We start from the raw sequence: 15,586 nt of genomic DNA on the forward strand, positions 1-15,586 counted from the left end.
GGGCGCACGGCATGCTGGGCCCGTGCAGATTCCGCAGCAGGTCTTTCAAGTCCCGGGCGGCACGGGCCGGATGGTGGTGTGCGGGGACGACGGGCTGGCCCGCAGGCTGGCGGCGGAACTCGCCGGAATGTACGGGGAGCACGTCACGCTCGTCGTGCCGCCCGCCGGCGAGCCTCCGCTCGCGGTACGGCCGCCGGCGCGGCGCGGGCGCCGGGGGCGGGTCCCCTCGACCGCAGGGGTCCGTGGGTCGGCGGGGGAGCGGCCACCGCAGGAGCCGCGGATCGTGGAGGCCGCGGAGCCGGACGAAGAGGTGCTGGCCGCCGTGGCGGCCGACGCGGCCGCGCTGGCCCTCGTCTACGAGGACGACGACCGCAACGTACGGGCCGCCCTCGTCGCCCGGCGGCTCAACCCCGGGCTGCGGCTGGTGATCCGGCTCTACAACCGCAAGCTGGGCGAGCACCTCGAGGACCTCTTGGACCAGGCGGCGATCGTGGCCGAGCCGGGGATCGACCCGCGCGACCGGGACTCCGCCACGACCGTGCTGTCCGACGCCGACACCGCCGCGCCCGCACTGGCCGCGAGCGCGGTCGCCGGCACCAGCAAGGTGGTACAGGCCGACGGGCTGCTGCTGCGCGCGGTGGAGCGTACGCCGCCGGGGCGCGGCGAGCGGGCCGATCCGGGCCTGTGCACCCTCGCGCTGCTGTCCGCGACCGCCACCGACCCCGCCGGCAGCGAGAGTTCGGTCATCGGCGGCGAACGCGGACTCCAACTGCTGCCCGACGACCGGGCCGTGGCGGCCGCGACGGGACGCGGCACCGTGGCCCTGGAGACGGTGACCCACACGGGGCCCGCGCAGGCGGCCGCGCCCCGCCTGAGCGCCGCCTCACTGCCGGTGGCCTCGCTCTTCTCCCGGCGGCTGCGCTGGTCGCTGGCCGGCATCGTGGCCGCCGTCACCGCGCTGGCCGTGGCCTCCTGGCTGGCCACGGGCGACCACCCCCTGCACGCCGCCTACGTCACCCTGCTCGACCTCTTCGCGATCAACGAACCGGCGGTCGGTGCCACGGCGCAGCGGCAGGTGCTCCAGATCCTGACCGGGTTCGTCGGCCTCCTGCTGCTGCCCGTCCTGGTGGCGGCCGCGCTCGAGGCGCTGGGCGCCTTCCGTACGGCCACGGTGCTGCGCCGCCCGCCCCGCGGACTGTCCGGGCACGTGGTGCTGCTGGGCCTGGGCAAGATCGGCACACGGGTGCTGGCGCGGCTGCGGGAGCTGGAGATCCCGGTGGTCTGCGTGGAGTCCGACCCACGCGCCCGCGGACTGGCGCTGGCCCGCCGGCTGCGGGTGCCCGTGGTCGTCGGGGACGTCACCGACGAGGGTGTGCTGGAGGCCGCCCGCGTCCACCGGGCGCACGCCCTGCTCGCCGTGACCAGCTCCGACACCACCAACCTGGAGGCCGCCCTGTACGCGCGCGGGGTCAAGCCGGACCTCCGGGTCGTGATGCGCCTGTACGAGGACGACTTCGCGACGGCCGTCTACCGCACCCTGCGCGCCGCCCACCCGGGCGCGCTCACCCGCAGCCGGAGCGTCACCCACCTCGCCGCCCCCGCCTTCGCCGGGGCGATGATGGGCCGGCAGATCCTCGGTGCCATAGCGGTGGAGCGCCGGGTGCTGCTCTTCGCCGTCGTCGACGTGGCGGGGCACCCGCAGCTCGAAGGCCGGACCGTCACCGAGGCCTTCCGCCCCGGAGCCCGGCGGGTCGTCGCCCTCGACACCGCCGCGCCCGCGGAGCGCCGCCCCGACCTGGCCACCGTCCCGCGCGAGGGTTCGGTCCCGGGGCCGGGGCTGGTGTGGCAGCCGCACCCGGGGTACGTCCTCAAGGCCGAGGACCGCGTGGTCCTGGCCGCCACCCGCCGGGGCCTGGCCGAGCTCCTCGGCCGCACAGGAGCCCACGTCCCCCAGCCCTGACGTGCCGCGTCCGTCCGTCATCAGCGCGGTGGGCGAAGGGAGTTCGCACCGGCGCGCCTCGCCGGCAGACTGCTGCCTTGATCGCGGACACGGGTCCGCGGGCGTGCTCCGCCCCGGCGCAGGCGGGTGCGGGCGGCAGCCCGGACGTCGCGGCGGTGAAGAAGGAGACAGAGGCGGCCGTCACGGCGGCCGGGTTCACCGAGCGGCCCGCGGACGACGTCCCGCCGGTCCTCGAGTCCTGCAGGGTCAGGTGGCAGGCGGATGGCGCGAAATCCACCGACTCGAGGAAGTCCCACGACGCCATGGTGCCGCGCGGGTCAGCGCGGGCTGGAAGGAAAGCCCGCGGCAGCCCCGGCGGACGCCGCTGCCCGGGCGGGACGAGGCCGCCCGGACGGACGAGACGACTCGGGCGGACGCGGCCACGCGGGACGCGCACGCCCCGGGAACCGGCCGGGCGGTTGACCCGGAGGCGAGCCCGCGCACAGCATGCCCGCATGGTCATCTCCGGACTCCCCGCCGACAACCGTGAGTTCAGTCCCCGCACCGGCTACACCCGGGACCACTGGGAGGTGACGGCGGACGGACTGCTGCGCGCCGCCTGGCGGTGGGCCACTCCCGGCGGTGCTCTGCTCGACCTGCCGGGGCCGCCCTCCGCCTCCGGAGTCCGCTCCGACGGGCTCGAAGGCTACGCCCGCACCTTCCTCGCAGCCGCCTTCCGTGTCGCGGGCGGCGGCGGGAAGGACCCGCACGGCTGGCTCGACCGCTACGCGCGGGGGCTCGCCGCCGGCACCCGCGCCCCCGGCCGGGACGACGCGGAGTCCTGGCCCCGCATCCGCGACCTGCACGTCCACGGCCAGCCCATGGTCGAATCCGCCTCCGTGGCCCTCGGACTGCGGCTGACCCGGCCGTGGCTGTGGGACCGGCTGGACAGTGCCGTGCAGGACCGGACCGAGGAGTGGCTGCGCGGCGCCCTGCGCCACGCGCCCGCCCCGAACAACTGGTACCTCTTCCCTTTCACGGTGGCCGGATTCCTGGAGTCCGTCGGCCGAGGGGACGCCGAGACGTCCCGGGCCCGCCGCCGCGGCCTCGGCCTCCTGGAGCAGTGGTACGCCGGCCAGGGCTGGTACGCCGACGGCGACGGCCGCGCCTTCGACCACTACAACGGCTGGGCCCTGCACCTCTACCCCGTGCTCGACGCCCACCTCGCGGCCGGGGACGGCGCCCCGCCCGGCCCCGCCCGGCCGCACGGCGCCCGGCTGCGCACGCACCTCGACAGCCACTCCCTGCTCTTCGGGGCCGACGGTGCCCCGCTCTACTTCGGGCGCTCCCTGACCTACCGCTTCGCCGCCGCGGCCGCCGTCGGCCTCGGCGCCGTGACCGGGCACACCCCGCTGACCCCGGGCACCTCGCGCCGGCTGCTGAGCGGCTCGCTGCGCTACTTCCTGGAGCGGGGCGCGGTCGACGACGCCGGGCTGCTCCGCCCGGGCTGGCACGGCGCACACGCGGCGACCCTGCAGCCCTACTCGGGTCCCGCCTCGCCGTACTGGGCCGCCAAGGCCTTCGTCTGCCTGCTCGCCCCCGCCGCGGATCCGCTGTGGACCGCGACGGAGGAGCCCGCGCCCTGTGAGCGCGCGGACCGGGTGCTCGCCCTGCCGGCGCCCGGCCTGCTCCTCCAGTCCACCCGCGCCGACGGCCTCGTACGCCTGCACAACCACGGCAGCGACCACGTCGGTCCGGACGAGGCCGAGTCGGCGGCGGACGAGGACCCGCTGTACGCCCGGTACGCATACTCCACCCGCACCGGGCCCACGGCGTACGGCAACATCAGGGACAACCATCTCGCCGTGGTCGTGGCGGGGACGCGCAGCGCCCGGCGCCGCATCCACCCGCTCGGGGCCGGGCACGGCGACGGATGGGGCTGGGCGGCGTCCTGGCACCGGCCCGTCTTCGCGGGCGGGACCGGGGTGCCGGGTCTGCGCGTGGACAGCGTCACCGTGGTGCGGGGCCGCCACGAACTGCGCGTCCACCGGATCCAGGGGGCTCCGGAGGGGGCTCGCGCGGAGCAGACCGGCTGGGCCGCCGGCCCCGGGGACGCGGCCCGGTCCGCGCTCCACCCCCTCCACGGGTGGCGGGAGCAGGACGAGGCGCGGGCCCCGGCGGGCACGGCCTTCACCCCGTGGGCCCTCGTACCGCGCCTGACGGCCGCGGTGGCGGGAACGGGCCTGTACGCGGCGCTGGCCACCCTCACGGCGGAGCCGGCTCCGGTTCCGGATCCGCCGGCGGCGGCCGAGGCCGTACGGGCGGACGGCAACGGCATCGAGGTCCGGTGGGCGGACGACGGATCACTGACCCGGATAGCCTTCGGGCCGGTCCGCGTGGAGCACCTGCCCGCCGGGGCCGACGGGCATCCCGGGCCTACCGGTCCGGTACCGCCAGGTACCGCGTGAACCAGTCACGGGCGAGGCCGGAGACCTCTTCCAGGGCTCCCGGCTCCTCGAAGAGGTGCGTGGCGCCGGGGATGACGTCGAGGCGGTTCTCGCAGCGCAGCCGCGCCTGGGCCTGCCGGTTGAGGTCGAGGACGGTGGTGTCGCGGCCGCCCACGATGAGCAGGGTCGGCGCCCGTACGCCGGTGAGCAGCGCCCCGGCGAGGTCGGGGCGGCCGCCGCGGGAGACCACGGCGCCGACCTCGGTGCCGGCGGCCGCGGCGGCGCACAGGGCGGCCGCCGCTCCGGTGCTCGCTCCGAAGTAGCCGACGGGAAGGGGCTCGCGGCGCCGCAGCCAGTGCGTGGCGTCCGTCAGCCGGCGGGCGAGGGTCTCGATGTCGAAGACGTTCGCCCGGCGTGCCTCCTCGGCCGGGGTGAGCAGGTCGAAGAGCAGGGTGCCCAGGCCCGCCCGGCGCAGGGCGGCGGCCACCGACCGGTTGCGCGGGCTGTGGCGGCTGCTGCCGGAGCCGTGCGCGAACACGACCACCGCCCCGGCGCCGGGCGGCAGGGCGAGGTCGCCGGCCAGCCCGACGCCGCCCGCGTCCACCCGTACCTCCTCCTCGGCCTCCACTCGCTGCCCGGCTCCGGCTGCCTGCGCCAGCAGGAGGACGACCTCCTCGTCGGGGGTCTGGGAGAAGTCCTGGTACCACTGGCCGACGGCCGAGAAGCCGCTCGGCGTGGACAGGCACACGACCTCGTCCGCCTCGGTGCGCAGCCGGGCGACCGCGTCCGGCGGAGCCACCGGCGCCGCCAGCACCACCCGGGCCGCGCCCATCGCCCGTACCACGCGGCAGGCGGCGGCGGCCGTGGCGCCGGTCGCGATCCCGTCGTCGACGACGAGCACCGTCCGCCCGTCCAGCCGCACCCGTTCCCGGCCGGCGCGGAACCGTCCGGCCCGCCGCACGAGCTCCGCCTCCTCGGCGTGCTCGACGGCCGCGAGATCCCCGGCCGCGACCCCGCTGCGGCGGACGATCTCCTCACTGATCACCCGTACCCCGCCCTCGCCGATGGCACCGAAGCCCAGCTCGCGGTGGTAGGGAACCCCGAGCTTGCGGACCACGATCACATCGAGCGGCGCACCGAGCGCCCGCGCCACCTCGAAGGCGACGGGGACCCCGCCGCGGGGCAGGCCCAGGACGACGGGACGCTCCTGCTCCAGGTGCCCGAGGACCGCGGCGAGGCGCCGTCCGGCGTCCTCGCGGTCGGCGAAGAACACGGTGCTTCACCCCCAGACCCAGGCGAGACGGGGAGGCGGGGAAGGGAGCAGGGGAGGGGTCGGAAACCCACGTACCCGCCTCCTTCGAACCAACCCCACATCGGGGCGCACCGCAAATCGGCGGCACCGGGACCGTGCGGCACTCCGGCGTAGCTCGGCTTTTCGGCGTTTCGGCGTGCGGGGCCGCTCCTTCGTGGGCGAGGGTGGACCCGGCCCGATCCGTTCGTCCATGAGGAGACGTCTGCCGTGAACTGGACCCTCGAAGTCATCCCCGTCCCTGTCGGCGACATGGACCGCGCGAAGGAGTTCTACGCAGACAAGGCCGGCTTCGCCGTCGACCTCGACGACGAGGTCGCCCCCGGTGTGCGCATCATCCAGATGACCCCGTCCGGCTCCCGCTGCTCGATCGCGATGCTCCAGGGGCTGCCCGCCGCGCCCGGTACGAAGCAGATGGCGCCGGGGACGCTCCAAGGGCTCCAGATCTGTGTGACGGACATCGAGGCGGCCCGCGCGGAGCTGGTGGAGCGCGGGGTGGACGTCTCCCCGGTCCGCCACCTCGGCGAATCGGGGTGGACCGAGGGCAAGGGCGGGACCTGGAACTCGTTCATGACGTTCGAGGACCCGGACGGCAACGGCTGGATCGTCCAGGAGGCCCCGTCGGAGCTGTCGGAACGCTGAGCGGGCGACGGCAGCGGTCCGGCGGCCGTCGCCTCCGGTCACGGCCTACGGCCTGATGTTCTGGTTGAGGTGGAAGAGGTTGCCCGGATCGTAGGTCCGCTTCACCTCCACCAACCGGTCGTAGTTCCCCTTGTAGTTGGCCCGGATCCGGCCCTGGTCGTCCTCCGCCATGAAGTTGATGTAGCCGCCCTCCTCGGAGTGCGGGGCGGTCGCCTCGTAGTAGTCGCGGACCCACGCGGTGTTGGCCTCGTTGTCGGCGGGGTCGGGCCACATCCCGGCGATGACGGTGGCGAAGTTGGCGTCGCGGTAGGCGTAGGCCGTGGCGTCCGGGGCGACGCGGTGGCAGGCCCCGTTGACCGGATAGATGTGCACGGTCGAGTTCACGGCCGGCAGCCGCGGCCCGAACCGCAGGTGCGCCTCGATCGCCTCGTCGGTCAGCTCGGTCACGAAGTTGGCCTTCCAGTAGTGCTGGAGGCCGGGCGGTACGAGCGCGTCGAAGGCGCTGTTGAGCGCGGGGTACGGCATGGGGCCGACGTGTTCGGCGACCACCGGTGCGATGTCGTGGAAGGGCTGGAGGGCGCGCTCCCCCTCCTCGACGGGCCCGGACCAGCAGGCCACGATCAGGGCGAACGGCTGGCCGTGCCGGTCCTCCGGGATGAAGGGGAGCGGCGGTGCGATCTGGAAGGCGGGGAAGCCGCCGAGTTGCTCCGGGGCGTCGGCGATGATTTCGCGGAAGGAGCGCAGGACGGTTGCGGCGTCGGCCAGTTCGAAGAGGATCGGCCCGCCGTAGATGTCCTTGACGGGGCTGAGCGCGAACTCGAAGGAGGTCACCGCACCGAAGTTGCCGCTGCCGCCGCGAAGGGCCCAGAACAGGTCCTGGTTCTCCTCCTCGCTCGCGACGAGCAACTGCCCGTCCGCCGTCACCACATCGGCCGACAGCAGGTTGTCGCAGCTCAGGCCGAGCCCGCGGGCGAGGTAGCCGATGCCGCCGCCGAGGGTGAGACCGCCGACTCCGGTGGTGGAGATGATCCCGCCGGTGGTGGCCAGGCCGAAGGCGTGCGTCGCCGCGTTGAAGTCGCCCCAGGTCGCGCCGCCGTCCGCGCGGGCCGTCCGGCCGCGGGGATCGACGCGGACGGACCGCATCCCGGACAGGTCGGCCACCACGCCGCCGTCACAGGTTCCGAAACCGGGCACGCTGTGCCCGCCGCCGCGGACCGCCAGATCGAGCCCTTGGTCGCGGGCGAAGTCGACCACGGCCATGACGTCACCGGCGTTGGCGCAGCGCACGACGGCCGCCGGCTTCCTGTCGATCATCGCGTTGTTGACCCTGCGGGCCTCGTCGTAGCCGTCGTCCTGAGGGGCGACGACCGCCCCGCGCACCCGTGTGCGCAAGTCATCGATCGGCTTGCCCATGACCATCGCTCCTCGTGTGGGTCGTGCCACCGACATCCCGGCACGTTCCACGCTACGCCGGTACCGGGAAGCCTCAACCCGGCGCCCGGCCGGGCCCGCCGGCCCGGCCCCCGGCCCCGCCGCGTCAGCTGTCCTGGGGGGCCACCACGGTGAACGACGCGCCGTCCGGGTCGGCCAGGACGACCGAACGGCTGGTGCTGGTGTTCTCCACGGGGGAGAGGACGCGGCCGCCGAGCCCGGTGGCGGTTTCCAGGGCCGCTTCGAGGTCGGGGACGCGGAAATGGACGTGCCAGCGCGGTCGGATCTGCGGATCGGGGGCCTCTTCGAGGGCCCCGCCCACGATGCGCGCCGTGGTGTCGTTGCCGTGGCGCAGGACGACGTGGTCGTGTTCGTAGGAGACCGTGCAGCAGCCGGCCCGCTCACCGGCCCAGTCGAGGACCTCGCCGTAGAAGACGGCCGCCGCGAAGGCGTCGCGGGTGCGCAGTTCGAGCCAGGCGGGGGCACTGCCCTGGCCGACCGTCCAGTCCGGGATGACCTCGCCCTGCCAGAACCCGAAGACCGCCCCGTCGGGGTCGGAGGCCAGCGCGGCGCGTCCGGTGCCGAAGGCGAGGGGGCCGACCGCCATGGTCGCGCCGCGTTCCACGATCCGCGCCGCGGTGACGTCGGCGTCGTCGACGGCGAAGTACGGGGTCCAGGCGGCCGGCAGGACCAGCCGGTTGGCCAGTGCGCCCAGCCCGGCCACCGGGGCGCCGTCGCGGAAGGCGACGGAGAAGCCCTCCCCGAGCCGGGTGGCGCGGAAGCGCCAGCCCATGACGGCCCCGTAGAACCGCTGCGCCGAGGGGAGGTCCCCGGTCATCAGGCTGACCCAGCAGGGCGCGCCGAACATCTCGTGACTCGATGTCGACACAGCTGCCCACCTTGTTCGCGATCACTACGGCCGGGTTCGGCCCACCCTAGCGCCGCGTGGCCTGCCGCTCGAAAGGTGCTAGGGCGTACGGGTGAAGGACCGCCGGTAGGAGCGCGGCGGCACACCGCGGCGGCGTACGAACTGCTCCCGGAGCACGGCCGCGCTCGCGAACCCCACCGTGCGGGCGATCTCCTCGACGGACAGGCCGGTGGTCTCCAGCAGCTCCTCGGCGCGGCTCAGCCGCAGGCCGACCAGCCAGGCGTGCGGGGTGGTGCCCGTGGCCGCGGTGAAGCGGCGGGCGAAGGAGCGCTTGCTCATCACGGCGCGCCGCGCCAGCTCCGCGACGGGCAGCGGCTCGTGGAGGTGCTCGCGGGCCCAGGCCAGGACGTCGGCGAGGCGGGTGTCCTGGGCGTCCTCGGGAACGGGGGCGGCGAGGTACTGGGCCTGCCCGCCCTCGCGGTGGGAGGGCAGTACGAGGTCGCGCGCGAGGGCGTTGGCGGTCGCGGCGCCGTGCTCCCGCCGGACCAGGTGCAGGAAGAGGTCGAATCCGGCGGCGGCTCCGGCCCCCGTGACGACGCGGCCCTCGTCGACGTAGAGGGCGTGGGCGTCGACCGTGACCTCCGGATGGCGGGCGGCCAGCGGCTGCGCGAACCGCCAGTGGGTCGTGGCCCGCCGCCCGTCGAGCAGTCCGGCGGCGGCCAGGGCGTACGTGCCGACGCAGTGGGCCGCGACCAGGGCGCCGCGTTCGTGGGCGGCGGACAGGGCCTCCAGCACGGCCGGCGGGAGCGGTGTGCGAAAGCCCGCCCAGGGCAGGGCGACCACCAGGTCGGCGGTGGCCATCCGCTCCAGCCCGTACTCGACCGCGAGCGGCACCCCGAGGTCGGTGGGGACCGGCCCGGGCCGGTCGGCGCACAGCGCGAAGTCGAAGCGCGGCAGCCCTTCGCGCGGGCCGAACACCTCGGTGACGACGCCGACGGCGAGCATGCCGACGCCGGGCGGGGCGTAGGCGGCGACGGAGGTGAAGGGCGGCATGCGGGGAGTCTGGCAGATGTCCCGAGGCGGTCCCGCTGCGGCCCGGGCGGGCGGCCCGGACCCCCCGGCGCGGGGGCCCCTTGACGGCCTAGCCGAGGAACGCCGCCGTGGCCGCCGCGAAGCGGTCGGCGTCGTCGACCCAGGGGGAGTGCCCGGCGCCCGGCTGTACGACGAGGAAGGCATCGGGGAAGAGCGCGGCGAACTCGGCCGCCGAGGACGGAGGGCTGTTCAGGTCGAACTCCCCGGCGAGCAGCAGGACGGGGGCCGCGAAGGCGGCGAGCGCGGCGCGGGTGGCCGCCGGATCGAAGGCCCCCTCGGCCCCGAAGCGGGCCACGGCCTCCGCGTTGCCGGGCCGGCCGGCCTCGTGGTGGCGGCGTGCCCGTTCGTCCCAACGGCCGTAGAGGAAGGGGGCGATGGCGTCCATGTCGCTGCCGGTGCCCGCGCCGATGGCCTGCAGCGCGGCGAAGGCGGCCGGGAACCACGGCTCGTGCGCCCGCAGTCGGGCCAGATCGAGGCGCGTCTGCCCGCTGATGTCGATGCCGACGGCCCGGGTGCTGGGGGTGATCAGCGCCAGCCTGCGCACGCGGTGCGGGAACCGGGCCGCGTACTGCGCCGCGACGTTCGCCCCGGCGCAGTGGGCGAGCAGGTCGATCTCGGCCAGGCCCAGGTGTTCGCGCAGGGCCTCGACGTCGTCGACCAGGCGGTCGCAGCGGTAGCCGGCGGGGTCCTCGGACCGGGCGGACCGGCCGGTGCCGCGCAGGTCGGAGATGATCAGTCGGCGGTGCGCGGACAGGCCGCCGAGGTCGCCGAGGTAGGCGGAGTCCGCGGGGCCGCCGGGGAGGCAGACCACGGGGTCGCCGGTTCCGGAGGTGCGGTAGGCGAGCCGGGTGCCGTCGTGTGCGGAGAAAGTGGGCATGGCCCGATCCTGACAGTAATAACCTGGTTATACAACTGGGTTATGCCGCAGCGCGGTGTGGGTGTATAACCGAGTTGTGGCAGGTGAAAGGCAAGAGGACCGGAGCGCCGAGACGCTGACCGAGCAACAGGCCGAGCGGATGCTCGCCCGTATGAACGAGGTCATCCGCGCGGGTGAGGAGATGCGCAGGCTGCGCACCGAGATGATCCAGGTCTTCGTCGGCTTCGGCTGGACCCAGGACAGGATCGCCCGGCTCACCGACATGAGCCAGCCCGCCGTCTCCAAGCAGGTAACCAAGTTCAAGTCGGAGGAACCGCCGCCGCCGGTCGGGCTCGCCCTCGCCCAGTACGACGCCCCGTGGCTCGAGGGGCGCCTCTGGGGCCTGGCCGAGGAGGTCTCCGAGACCCTCGACGACGCCGCGCACTGCACCCGCACCGTCGACGCCCTCGCCCGCGGCCGGAAGCGCTTCACGCCCCGCACCGTCGACGAACTGCGGCGCGGCCTCGAAGAGGACCTGCGGCTGCACCGGGGCCGGCTCTCCGCCGCGCACCAGACCGCGTACGACGAGATCAGCCGCGCCCTCGACGTCCCGCCGAAGGGAGCCGCCGCACCCGGCGCCGGATCGCCCTCGGTCCGCCGCGCCCTCGCCCACCGGATCCAGCGCGACCGCCTGCTCGGCGACGCCTGAGCCCGGCAACCGGGGTCGGGCCCCGGGCGTCCCCCTTGGGGGGGGTGGTGTTCATGCCGGGGACGGAAGCACGGGAGTGGCGGCTCGCCGCGGGCCTGCCCGCCGTCGCGGCGGCGGTCGTGTACGGCTGGGCCCACTGGTGCTTCGCGGGACCGGACTCGCCGCCGACCGCCGTCGCCTGGGCGGGCGCGGTGCTCCTGCTCGTGGCCGCCTGCGCCGGGTACGTCGTGGCCGTCGGCGGCAGCGGCGGCGTCTTCGGCGGCCTCCTGCTGGCCATGGGACTGCTGCTCACCGTGGCGGCCGCGGACCAGGCGGCAGCACGGCCCGAGTCCGCCACCTGCGTGGTGCGCGGGGTCGACAGCAGCTTCCAGCCCTCGTTGGGCGACGGCGCGCCCCCGGCGAAGACCGTGTACCGCCTCGCCTTGGACTGCCCCGGCGGCTACCCCGACGAACTCAAGGACGACCAGGCCGTCGCCGAGTCGGGACAGGAGGTCCGGGTCGCCTACGACCCGCGGCGCCGGGTGTCCCCGGCCCTGGCGGGGACGGTCTCGCCGTGGCGGGCCGTGGTGTGGGCCGCGCTGCTGCTCGCCCTCAGCACCGTGATCGCCGGACGGCGGGGCGCGCCGGAGCGGGAACGGCAGCCCCAAGACCGTAGACGGCCTCGATGAGCGCGGCCGCACGGCGCCCACCGCGCGTTTCTACGTCCGCACCGAAGCCCGCCACCCCGCGTCGGCCCCGCCGCTGCCTGTGCCCCGGCGGCGCTGACCGGCCCGATCCGGCCGGCGGCCCGACCCGCGACCCGGATCCCGTACCCCGACGGCGCGCCGGGCACGGCGCGCCGGGCGGGGACCGGGCACGGGGTTACCGTCGGCGGCATGGACGGTGATCGCCGCGTCTGGCGCCAGTGCTCGCTCAGCGGGGCGGTGTTCGCCGTGTGCATGGCCGGCACCACGCTGCCCACCCCGCTCTACGGCCTCTACCAGCAGAAGTTCGGCTTCTCCGAGCTGATCGTGACCGTCGTGTACGCCGTGTACGCCTTCGGGGTCATCGGCGTACTGCTGCTGGCGGGCAACGCCTCGGACGCCGTGGGCCGGCGGCCGGTCCTGCTCGTCGGGCTGGCCTGCGCGGCGGCGAGCGCCGTCTGCTTCCTGTGCGCCACCGGACTGGGCTGGCTGTACGCGGGGCGGCTGCTGTCGGGACTGTCCGCCGGTCTGTTCACCGGCGCCGCCACGGTCTACGTGATGGAGCTGGCCCCGGACGGCGGTGCCTCCCGGGCCACGTTCGTGGCGACGGCCGCCAACATGGGCGGCCTGGGCTGCGGCCCCCTGCTCGCCGGAATCCTCGCCCAGTACGCCGCCTGGCCCCTGTACCTGCCGTTCGCCGTGCACCTCGCCCTGGTGGCCTGCTCGGCCGCCGTCCTGCTGCGGCTCGCGGAGACCGTACGGGAACGGCGGCCGCTGAGCACCGTACGGCCGCAGCGGCCCGGCCTGCCCGCGCAGGTCCGGGCGGTGTTCGGGCCGGCGGCGATCGCCTCGTTCGTGGGCTTCGCCCTGTTCGGCGTGTTCACCTCGGTCAGCCCGGCGTTCCTCGCCCAGTCGCTGGACGTGCACAACCACGCCGTCAGCGGGCTGATCGTCGCGCTGGCCTTCTTCGCGTCGACCGCCGGACAGCTCCTCGTCGGCCGGGTCGGCGTGGCGCGCTCGCTGCCCCTGGGCTGCGCCGGGCTCCTCGCCGGACTGGCGCTGCTCGCGGGCGCGCTGTACTGGGATCTGCTCGCGCTGGTGGTCCTGAGCGCGCTCGTCGGCGGGACCGGCCAGGGGCTCGCGTTCCGCGGGGCGCTGGCCGCGGTGGCCGAGGCCTCACCCGCGGACCGGCGCGCGGCGGTGATCTCGACGCTGTTCGTGGTCGCGTACGCGGGCATCTCGGTGCCGGTGATCGGCGTCGGCGTGCTGTCGGGCCCGATGGGACTGGAGGGCGCGGGCCTGGTGTTCATCGCCTGCATGGCCGTGCTCGTCTCGATCGCGGCCGTCTACCTGCTGCGCCGGCCGGCCGGCGCGACGCGGCGGTAGACGGCGCGGCCGGGACGGCGCGGCCGGGGCGGCGCGGGGTCCGGAGTAGAGGTGACCTCCGGTGCCCGCGCCGCCGCCGGACTGCTACCAGAGCACGGGCAGCCGCTCCGGCAGGCGCTTCATGAAGCGGGTGCGCCAGACGAGTTGGTCCACCGGCACCGCGAGCTGCAGACCGGGCATCTTCTCGACGAGCACCTCGAGGGCGATCTCGGTGTGCCGCTTGCCGAGGGCGGTGGCGGGGCAGTAGTGCTGGCCGCCGCCGAACGACAGGTGGGTGCCCGCGTTCGGCCGGTCGATGTCGACGGTGTGCGGGTCGGGATAGACGGCCGGGTCGGTGTTGGCGGCTTCGACCAGGACGAGGAGGAGTTCGCCCTTCTTCACCTCGACGTCCCCGAGGGTGAGGTCCTCGAGGGCGAGACGGGGCAGGCCGTCCGCGATCGAGAGGTTGATGCGCAGCAGCTCGTCCACCGCCGAGGGAATCCTGGAGGGGTCCTGGCGGATCTGCTGCCAGACCTCCGGGTGCTGGATGAGCGAGACCAGGGCCATGGTGAGGAATCCCATGGTGGAGATGACGCCGGCGCCGAAGAGGGTGACTCCGACGGTGGCGAGCATCTCGTCCGTCAGGTGGGCGTAGTCCGGGTCCCTGCGCAGGGCCGCGAGCTCGGACATCAGGCCGGTGACGGCGGGGTCGTCGAGGCGCTCGACCATGTAGGCCATGTCCCGGTCCCAGTTGAGCTTGGCCCCGGTGACCGGGCAGGCCGAGTTCATGAACGCGATGTCGAGGCTGGCCGCCAGGCGCGGGGCGTCCTCCCCGGGGATGCCCAGGATGCGGCAGTGGAGCTGCTCGGCGTACGGACTGGCGAACTGGCCGCGCAGGTCGGCCGGGGCGCCCGCGCTCAGCATGCCGTCGACGAGGGTGTGGGCCTGCGCCCGCATCCAGTCGGTCAGGCCGTCGGTCTTGGGGTTGATGGCCTTCAGGACGGCCTTGCGCAGCCCCGCGCCGGTGATGTTGCCCATGTTGTTGACGACCTCGGGCGGGATCGTCAGGGCGTACTGGCGCGGCACGCCCGGCGCCGAGGTGTCCTTGAGGCTGAACCGGGGATCCTCGAGGACCTGCTTGCACAGGGAATAGGAGGAGACGAGCCAGGCTTCGTCCCCGGCGATCGTACGGACCCGCTTGACCGGCTCGTCGCGGAGCTGCTCCACCTCCTGGGGGAGCTGGTCGCCGCGCGCGGAGAAGGGGAAGTCGAGGAGGGCGTCAGTGGGCATCGGATTCTCCATCGGCGGGGGTGATGACGGCGTGGCCCTGGTTGCGCGACGCACGCAGGCCCGAACCGCGGGAGTACAGCAGTTCCGCCATCGGCAGGAGCTGGTGGTAGCAGTTGAGGGAGGAGGGCACGCCGAGGATGGCCGGGGTGTCCAGGAAGAGCGGGGCCTCGGCGCAGACGTACTCCAGGCAGACCTCGCGCTGGCGGATCGTGGCCGCCTCCCCTCCGAGCACCTTCGAGGAGAGGAACGCGTCGACCAGGGCGTTGCAGGTCTCGCGGAACTCCGGGTCGGTGTCGAGGAGGGTGTTCAGGTGGGTGTGGAGCCTGCGGTACGCGGGGATGTCGGTGAGGGACGACATGGGGCGTGCGCGCAGGCGGGCGCCCGTGGGATCGGCGTCGGCCGCGGCGTTGTTGACCTTCGCGCGGACCCCGCGCAGGTTCTTGACCGCCTTGCGCCGCGCCTCGTCCTCCCCATAGCCGAGTGCCTCGTACATCTCGGCCACGTGCAGGTCGGTGTAGATGAGGTCGACCTGCCGGAAGTTGCGCAGGCCCCAGTGCGCGAGGTCGGTGACCCGCTGCGCCGAGAAATAGCTGTTGCCGGGTGAGATGCCTATCACCGCGTGATCGCCTTCGGTGTGGATCACCTGGCAGTGCGGGGTGAATGGCCGGACCGTGAAGACTTCTGTGGCTGTCGTCAACAGACGTCGGTTCCTTTGGCCGTCGCGAGTCCCGTGGGGCCCTGTGCCCCGGGTGTGGCGACGACGTGATGGAAGGTACCTGAGCGTGACGGCTCGGTTCCATATTCCTCTTAGGTAACTCACATGCTGGACACGGTAGTTAGCTGGTCCAGGCCAAGCCCTTGACAGAGGATTTGTTCACTTCTTAAATCACGTAGTGAACTAAGGGCCTGGCATGGGCATGACTTTCCAGTCCGGGCCTTCCCCCCCACACTCCCG

At 74.5% G+C, this 15,586-nt stretch carries 13 protein-coding genes; 6 read left to right on the top strand and 7 right to left on the bottom strand.

All coding sequences use genetic code 11. The features are described from left to right. Window positions 1-70 precede the first annotated feature (70 nt). Both BGK67_RS30840 and BGK67_RS30845 read left to right on the top strand, forming a co-directional pair. A complete protein-coding gene (locus BGK67_RS30840; RefSeq protein WP_069923146.1) occupies window positions 71-1,960 on the top strand; it encodes a potassium channel family protein in 1,890 nt (629 codons plus the stop codon). 494 nt (window positions 1,961-2,454) lie between these two features. Continuing rightward, a complete protein-coding gene (locus BGK67_RS30845) occupies window positions 2,455-4,407 on the top strand; it encodes a DUF2264 domain-containing protein (RefSeq protein ID WP_069923147.1) in 1,953 nt (650 codons plus the stop codon). Here BGK67_RS30845 and BGK67_RS30850 read toward each other — a convergent pair. Beyond that, a complete protein-coding gene (locus BGK67_RS30850) occupies window positions 4,376-5,659 on the bottom strand; it encodes a phosphoribosyltransferase family protein (RefSeq protein ID WP_069923148.1) in 1,284 nt (427 codons plus the stop codon). The genes BGK67_RS30845 and BGK67_RS30850 overlap by 32 nt on opposite strands. A 246-nt stretch (window positions 5,660-5,905) precedes the next feature. On the opposite strand from BGK67_RS30850, the gene BGK67_RS30855 reads away from it, so the two are divergent. Continuing rightward, the gene (locus BGK67_RS30855; protein ID WP_069923149.1) at window positions 5,906-6,337 is read left to right on the top strand and encodes a VOC family protein; all 432 of its coding nucleotides are present in this window, start codon (window positions 5,906-5,908) and stop codon (window positions 6,335-6,337) included. Between the two features lie 45 nt (window positions 6,338-6,382). On the opposite strand, the gene BGK67_RS30860 is transcribed toward BGK67_RS30855, so the two are convergent. The 4 genes from BGK67_RS30860 to BGK67_RS30875 form a co-directional block, all read right to left on the bottom strand. Beyond that, window positions 6,383-7,750, bottom strand: coding sequence for an FAD-binding oxidoreductase (locus tag BGK67_RS30860; RefSeq protein WP_069924236.1), 1,368 nt, complete (start codon window positions 7,748-7,750; stop codon window positions 6,383-6,385). A gap of 124 nt (window positions 7,751-7,874) precedes the next feature. Continuing rightward, complete coding sequence (locus tag BGK67_RS30865) at window positions 7,875-8,606, bottom strand: VOC family protein (RefSeq protein WP_069924237.1); 732 nt, start codon at window positions 8,604-8,606, stop codon at window positions 7,875-7,877. Window positions 8,607-8,735: 129 nt separating this feature from the next. Continuing rightward, window positions 8,736-9,689 carry a GlxA family transcriptional regulator gene (locus BGK67_RS30870; protein WP_069923150.1) on the bottom strand — a complete coding sequence of 318 codons (954 nt, stop codon included), beginning with the start codon at window positions 9,687-9,689 and terminating at the stop codon, window positions 8,736-8,738. Window positions 9,690-9,777: 88 nt separating this feature from the next. Then, window positions 9,778-10,605, bottom strand: a complete 828-nt coding sequence (locus BGK67_RS30875; protein WP_069923151.1) for an alpha/beta fold hydrolase — start codon at window positions 10,603-10,605, stop codon at window positions 9,778-9,780. A 76-nt stretch (window positions 10,606-10,681) separates the two neighbouring features. Between BGK67_RS30875 and BGK67_RS30880 the strand changes: the two genes are divergently transcribed. From BGK67_RS30880 to BGK67_RS30890, 3 genes are all read left to right on the top strand, one after another. Then, a complete protein-coding gene (locus BGK67_RS30880) occupies window positions 10,682-11,293 on the top strand; it encodes a hypothetical protein (RefSeq protein WP_069923152.1) in 612 nt (203 codons plus the stop codon). A gap of 53 nt (window positions 11,294-11,346) precedes the next feature. Next, complete coding sequence (locus BGK67_RS39140; protein WP_167739609.1) at window positions 11,347-11,961, top strand: hypothetical protein; 615 nt, start codon at window positions 11,347-11,349, stop codon at window positions 11,959-11,961. Window positions 11,962-12,168: 207 nt separating this feature from the next. Further along, window positions 12,169-13,362, top strand: coding sequence for an MFS transporter (locus BGK67_RS30890; RefSeq protein WP_069923154.1), 1,194 nt, complete (start codon window positions 12,169-12,171; stop codon window positions 13,360-13,362). Between the two features lie 84 nt (window positions 13,363-13,446). Here the strand turns inward: BGK67_RS30890 and BGK67_RS30895 are convergent, their stop codons facing one another. Continuing rightward, window positions 13,447-14,631, bottom strand: a complete 1,185-nt coding sequence (locus BGK67_RS30895; RefSeq protein WP_069923155.1) for a cytochrome P450 — start codon at window positions 14,629-14,631, stop codon at window positions 13,447-13,449. Continuing rightward, a complete protein-coding gene (locus BGK67_RS30900; protein ID WP_079154466.1) occupies window positions 14,621-15,328 on the bottom strand; it encodes a cyclodityrosine synthase in 708 nt (235 codons plus the stop codon). Before BGK67_RS30900 ends, BGK67_RS30895 begins: the two co-directional genes overlap by 11 nt. Window positions 15,329-15,586 lie beyond the last annotated feature (258 nt).

The sequence above is a fragment of the Streptomyces subrutilus genome (genome assembly GCF_001746425.1).
GTDB classification, from domain to species: domain Bacteria; phylum Actinomycetota; class Actinomycetes; order Streptomycetales; family Streptomycetaceae; genus Streptomyces; species Streptomyces subrutilus_A.

Excerpts from the sequence above, each read along its gene's own strand:
- BGK67_RS30840 (WP_069923146.1), top strand. The coding sequence starts at position 71 with ATGGTGGTGTGCGGGGACGACGGGCTGGCCCGCAGGCTGGCGGCGGAA.
- BGK67_RS30845 (WP_069923147.1), top strand. The coding sequence starts at position 2,455 with ATGGTCATCTCCGGACTCCCCGCCGACAACCGTGAGTTCAGTCCCCGC.
- BGK67_RS30860 (WP_069924236.1), bottom strand. The coding sequence starts at position 7,750 with ATGGGCAAGCCGATCGATGACTTGCGCACACGGGTGCGCGGGGCGGTC.
- BGK67_RS30865 (WP_069924237.1), bottom strand. The coding sequence starts at position 8,606 with ATGACCGGGGACCTCCCCTCGGCGCAGCGGTTCTACGGGGCCGTCATG.
- BGK67_RS30870 (WP_069923150.1), bottom strand. The coding sequence starts at position 9,689 with ATGCCGCCCTTCACCTCCGTCGCCGCCTACGCCCCGCCCGGCGTCGGC.
- BGK67_RS30875 (WP_069923151.1), bottom strand. The coding sequence starts at position 10,605 with ATGCCCACTTTCTCCGCACACGACGGCACCCGGCTCGCCTACCGCACC.
- BGK67_RS39140 (WP_167739609.1), top strand. The coding sequence starts at position 11,347 with ATGCCGGGGACGGAAGCACGGGAGTGGCGGCTCGCCGCGGGCCTGCCC.
- BGK67_RS30890 (WP_069923154.1), top strand. The coding sequence starts at position 12,169 with ATGGACGGTGATCGCCGCGTCTGGCGCCAGTGCTCGCTCAGCGGGGCG.
- BGK67_RS30895 (WP_069923155.1), bottom strand. The coding sequence starts at position 14,631 with ATGCCCACTGACGCCCTCCTCGACTTCCCCTTCTCCGCGCGCGGCGAC.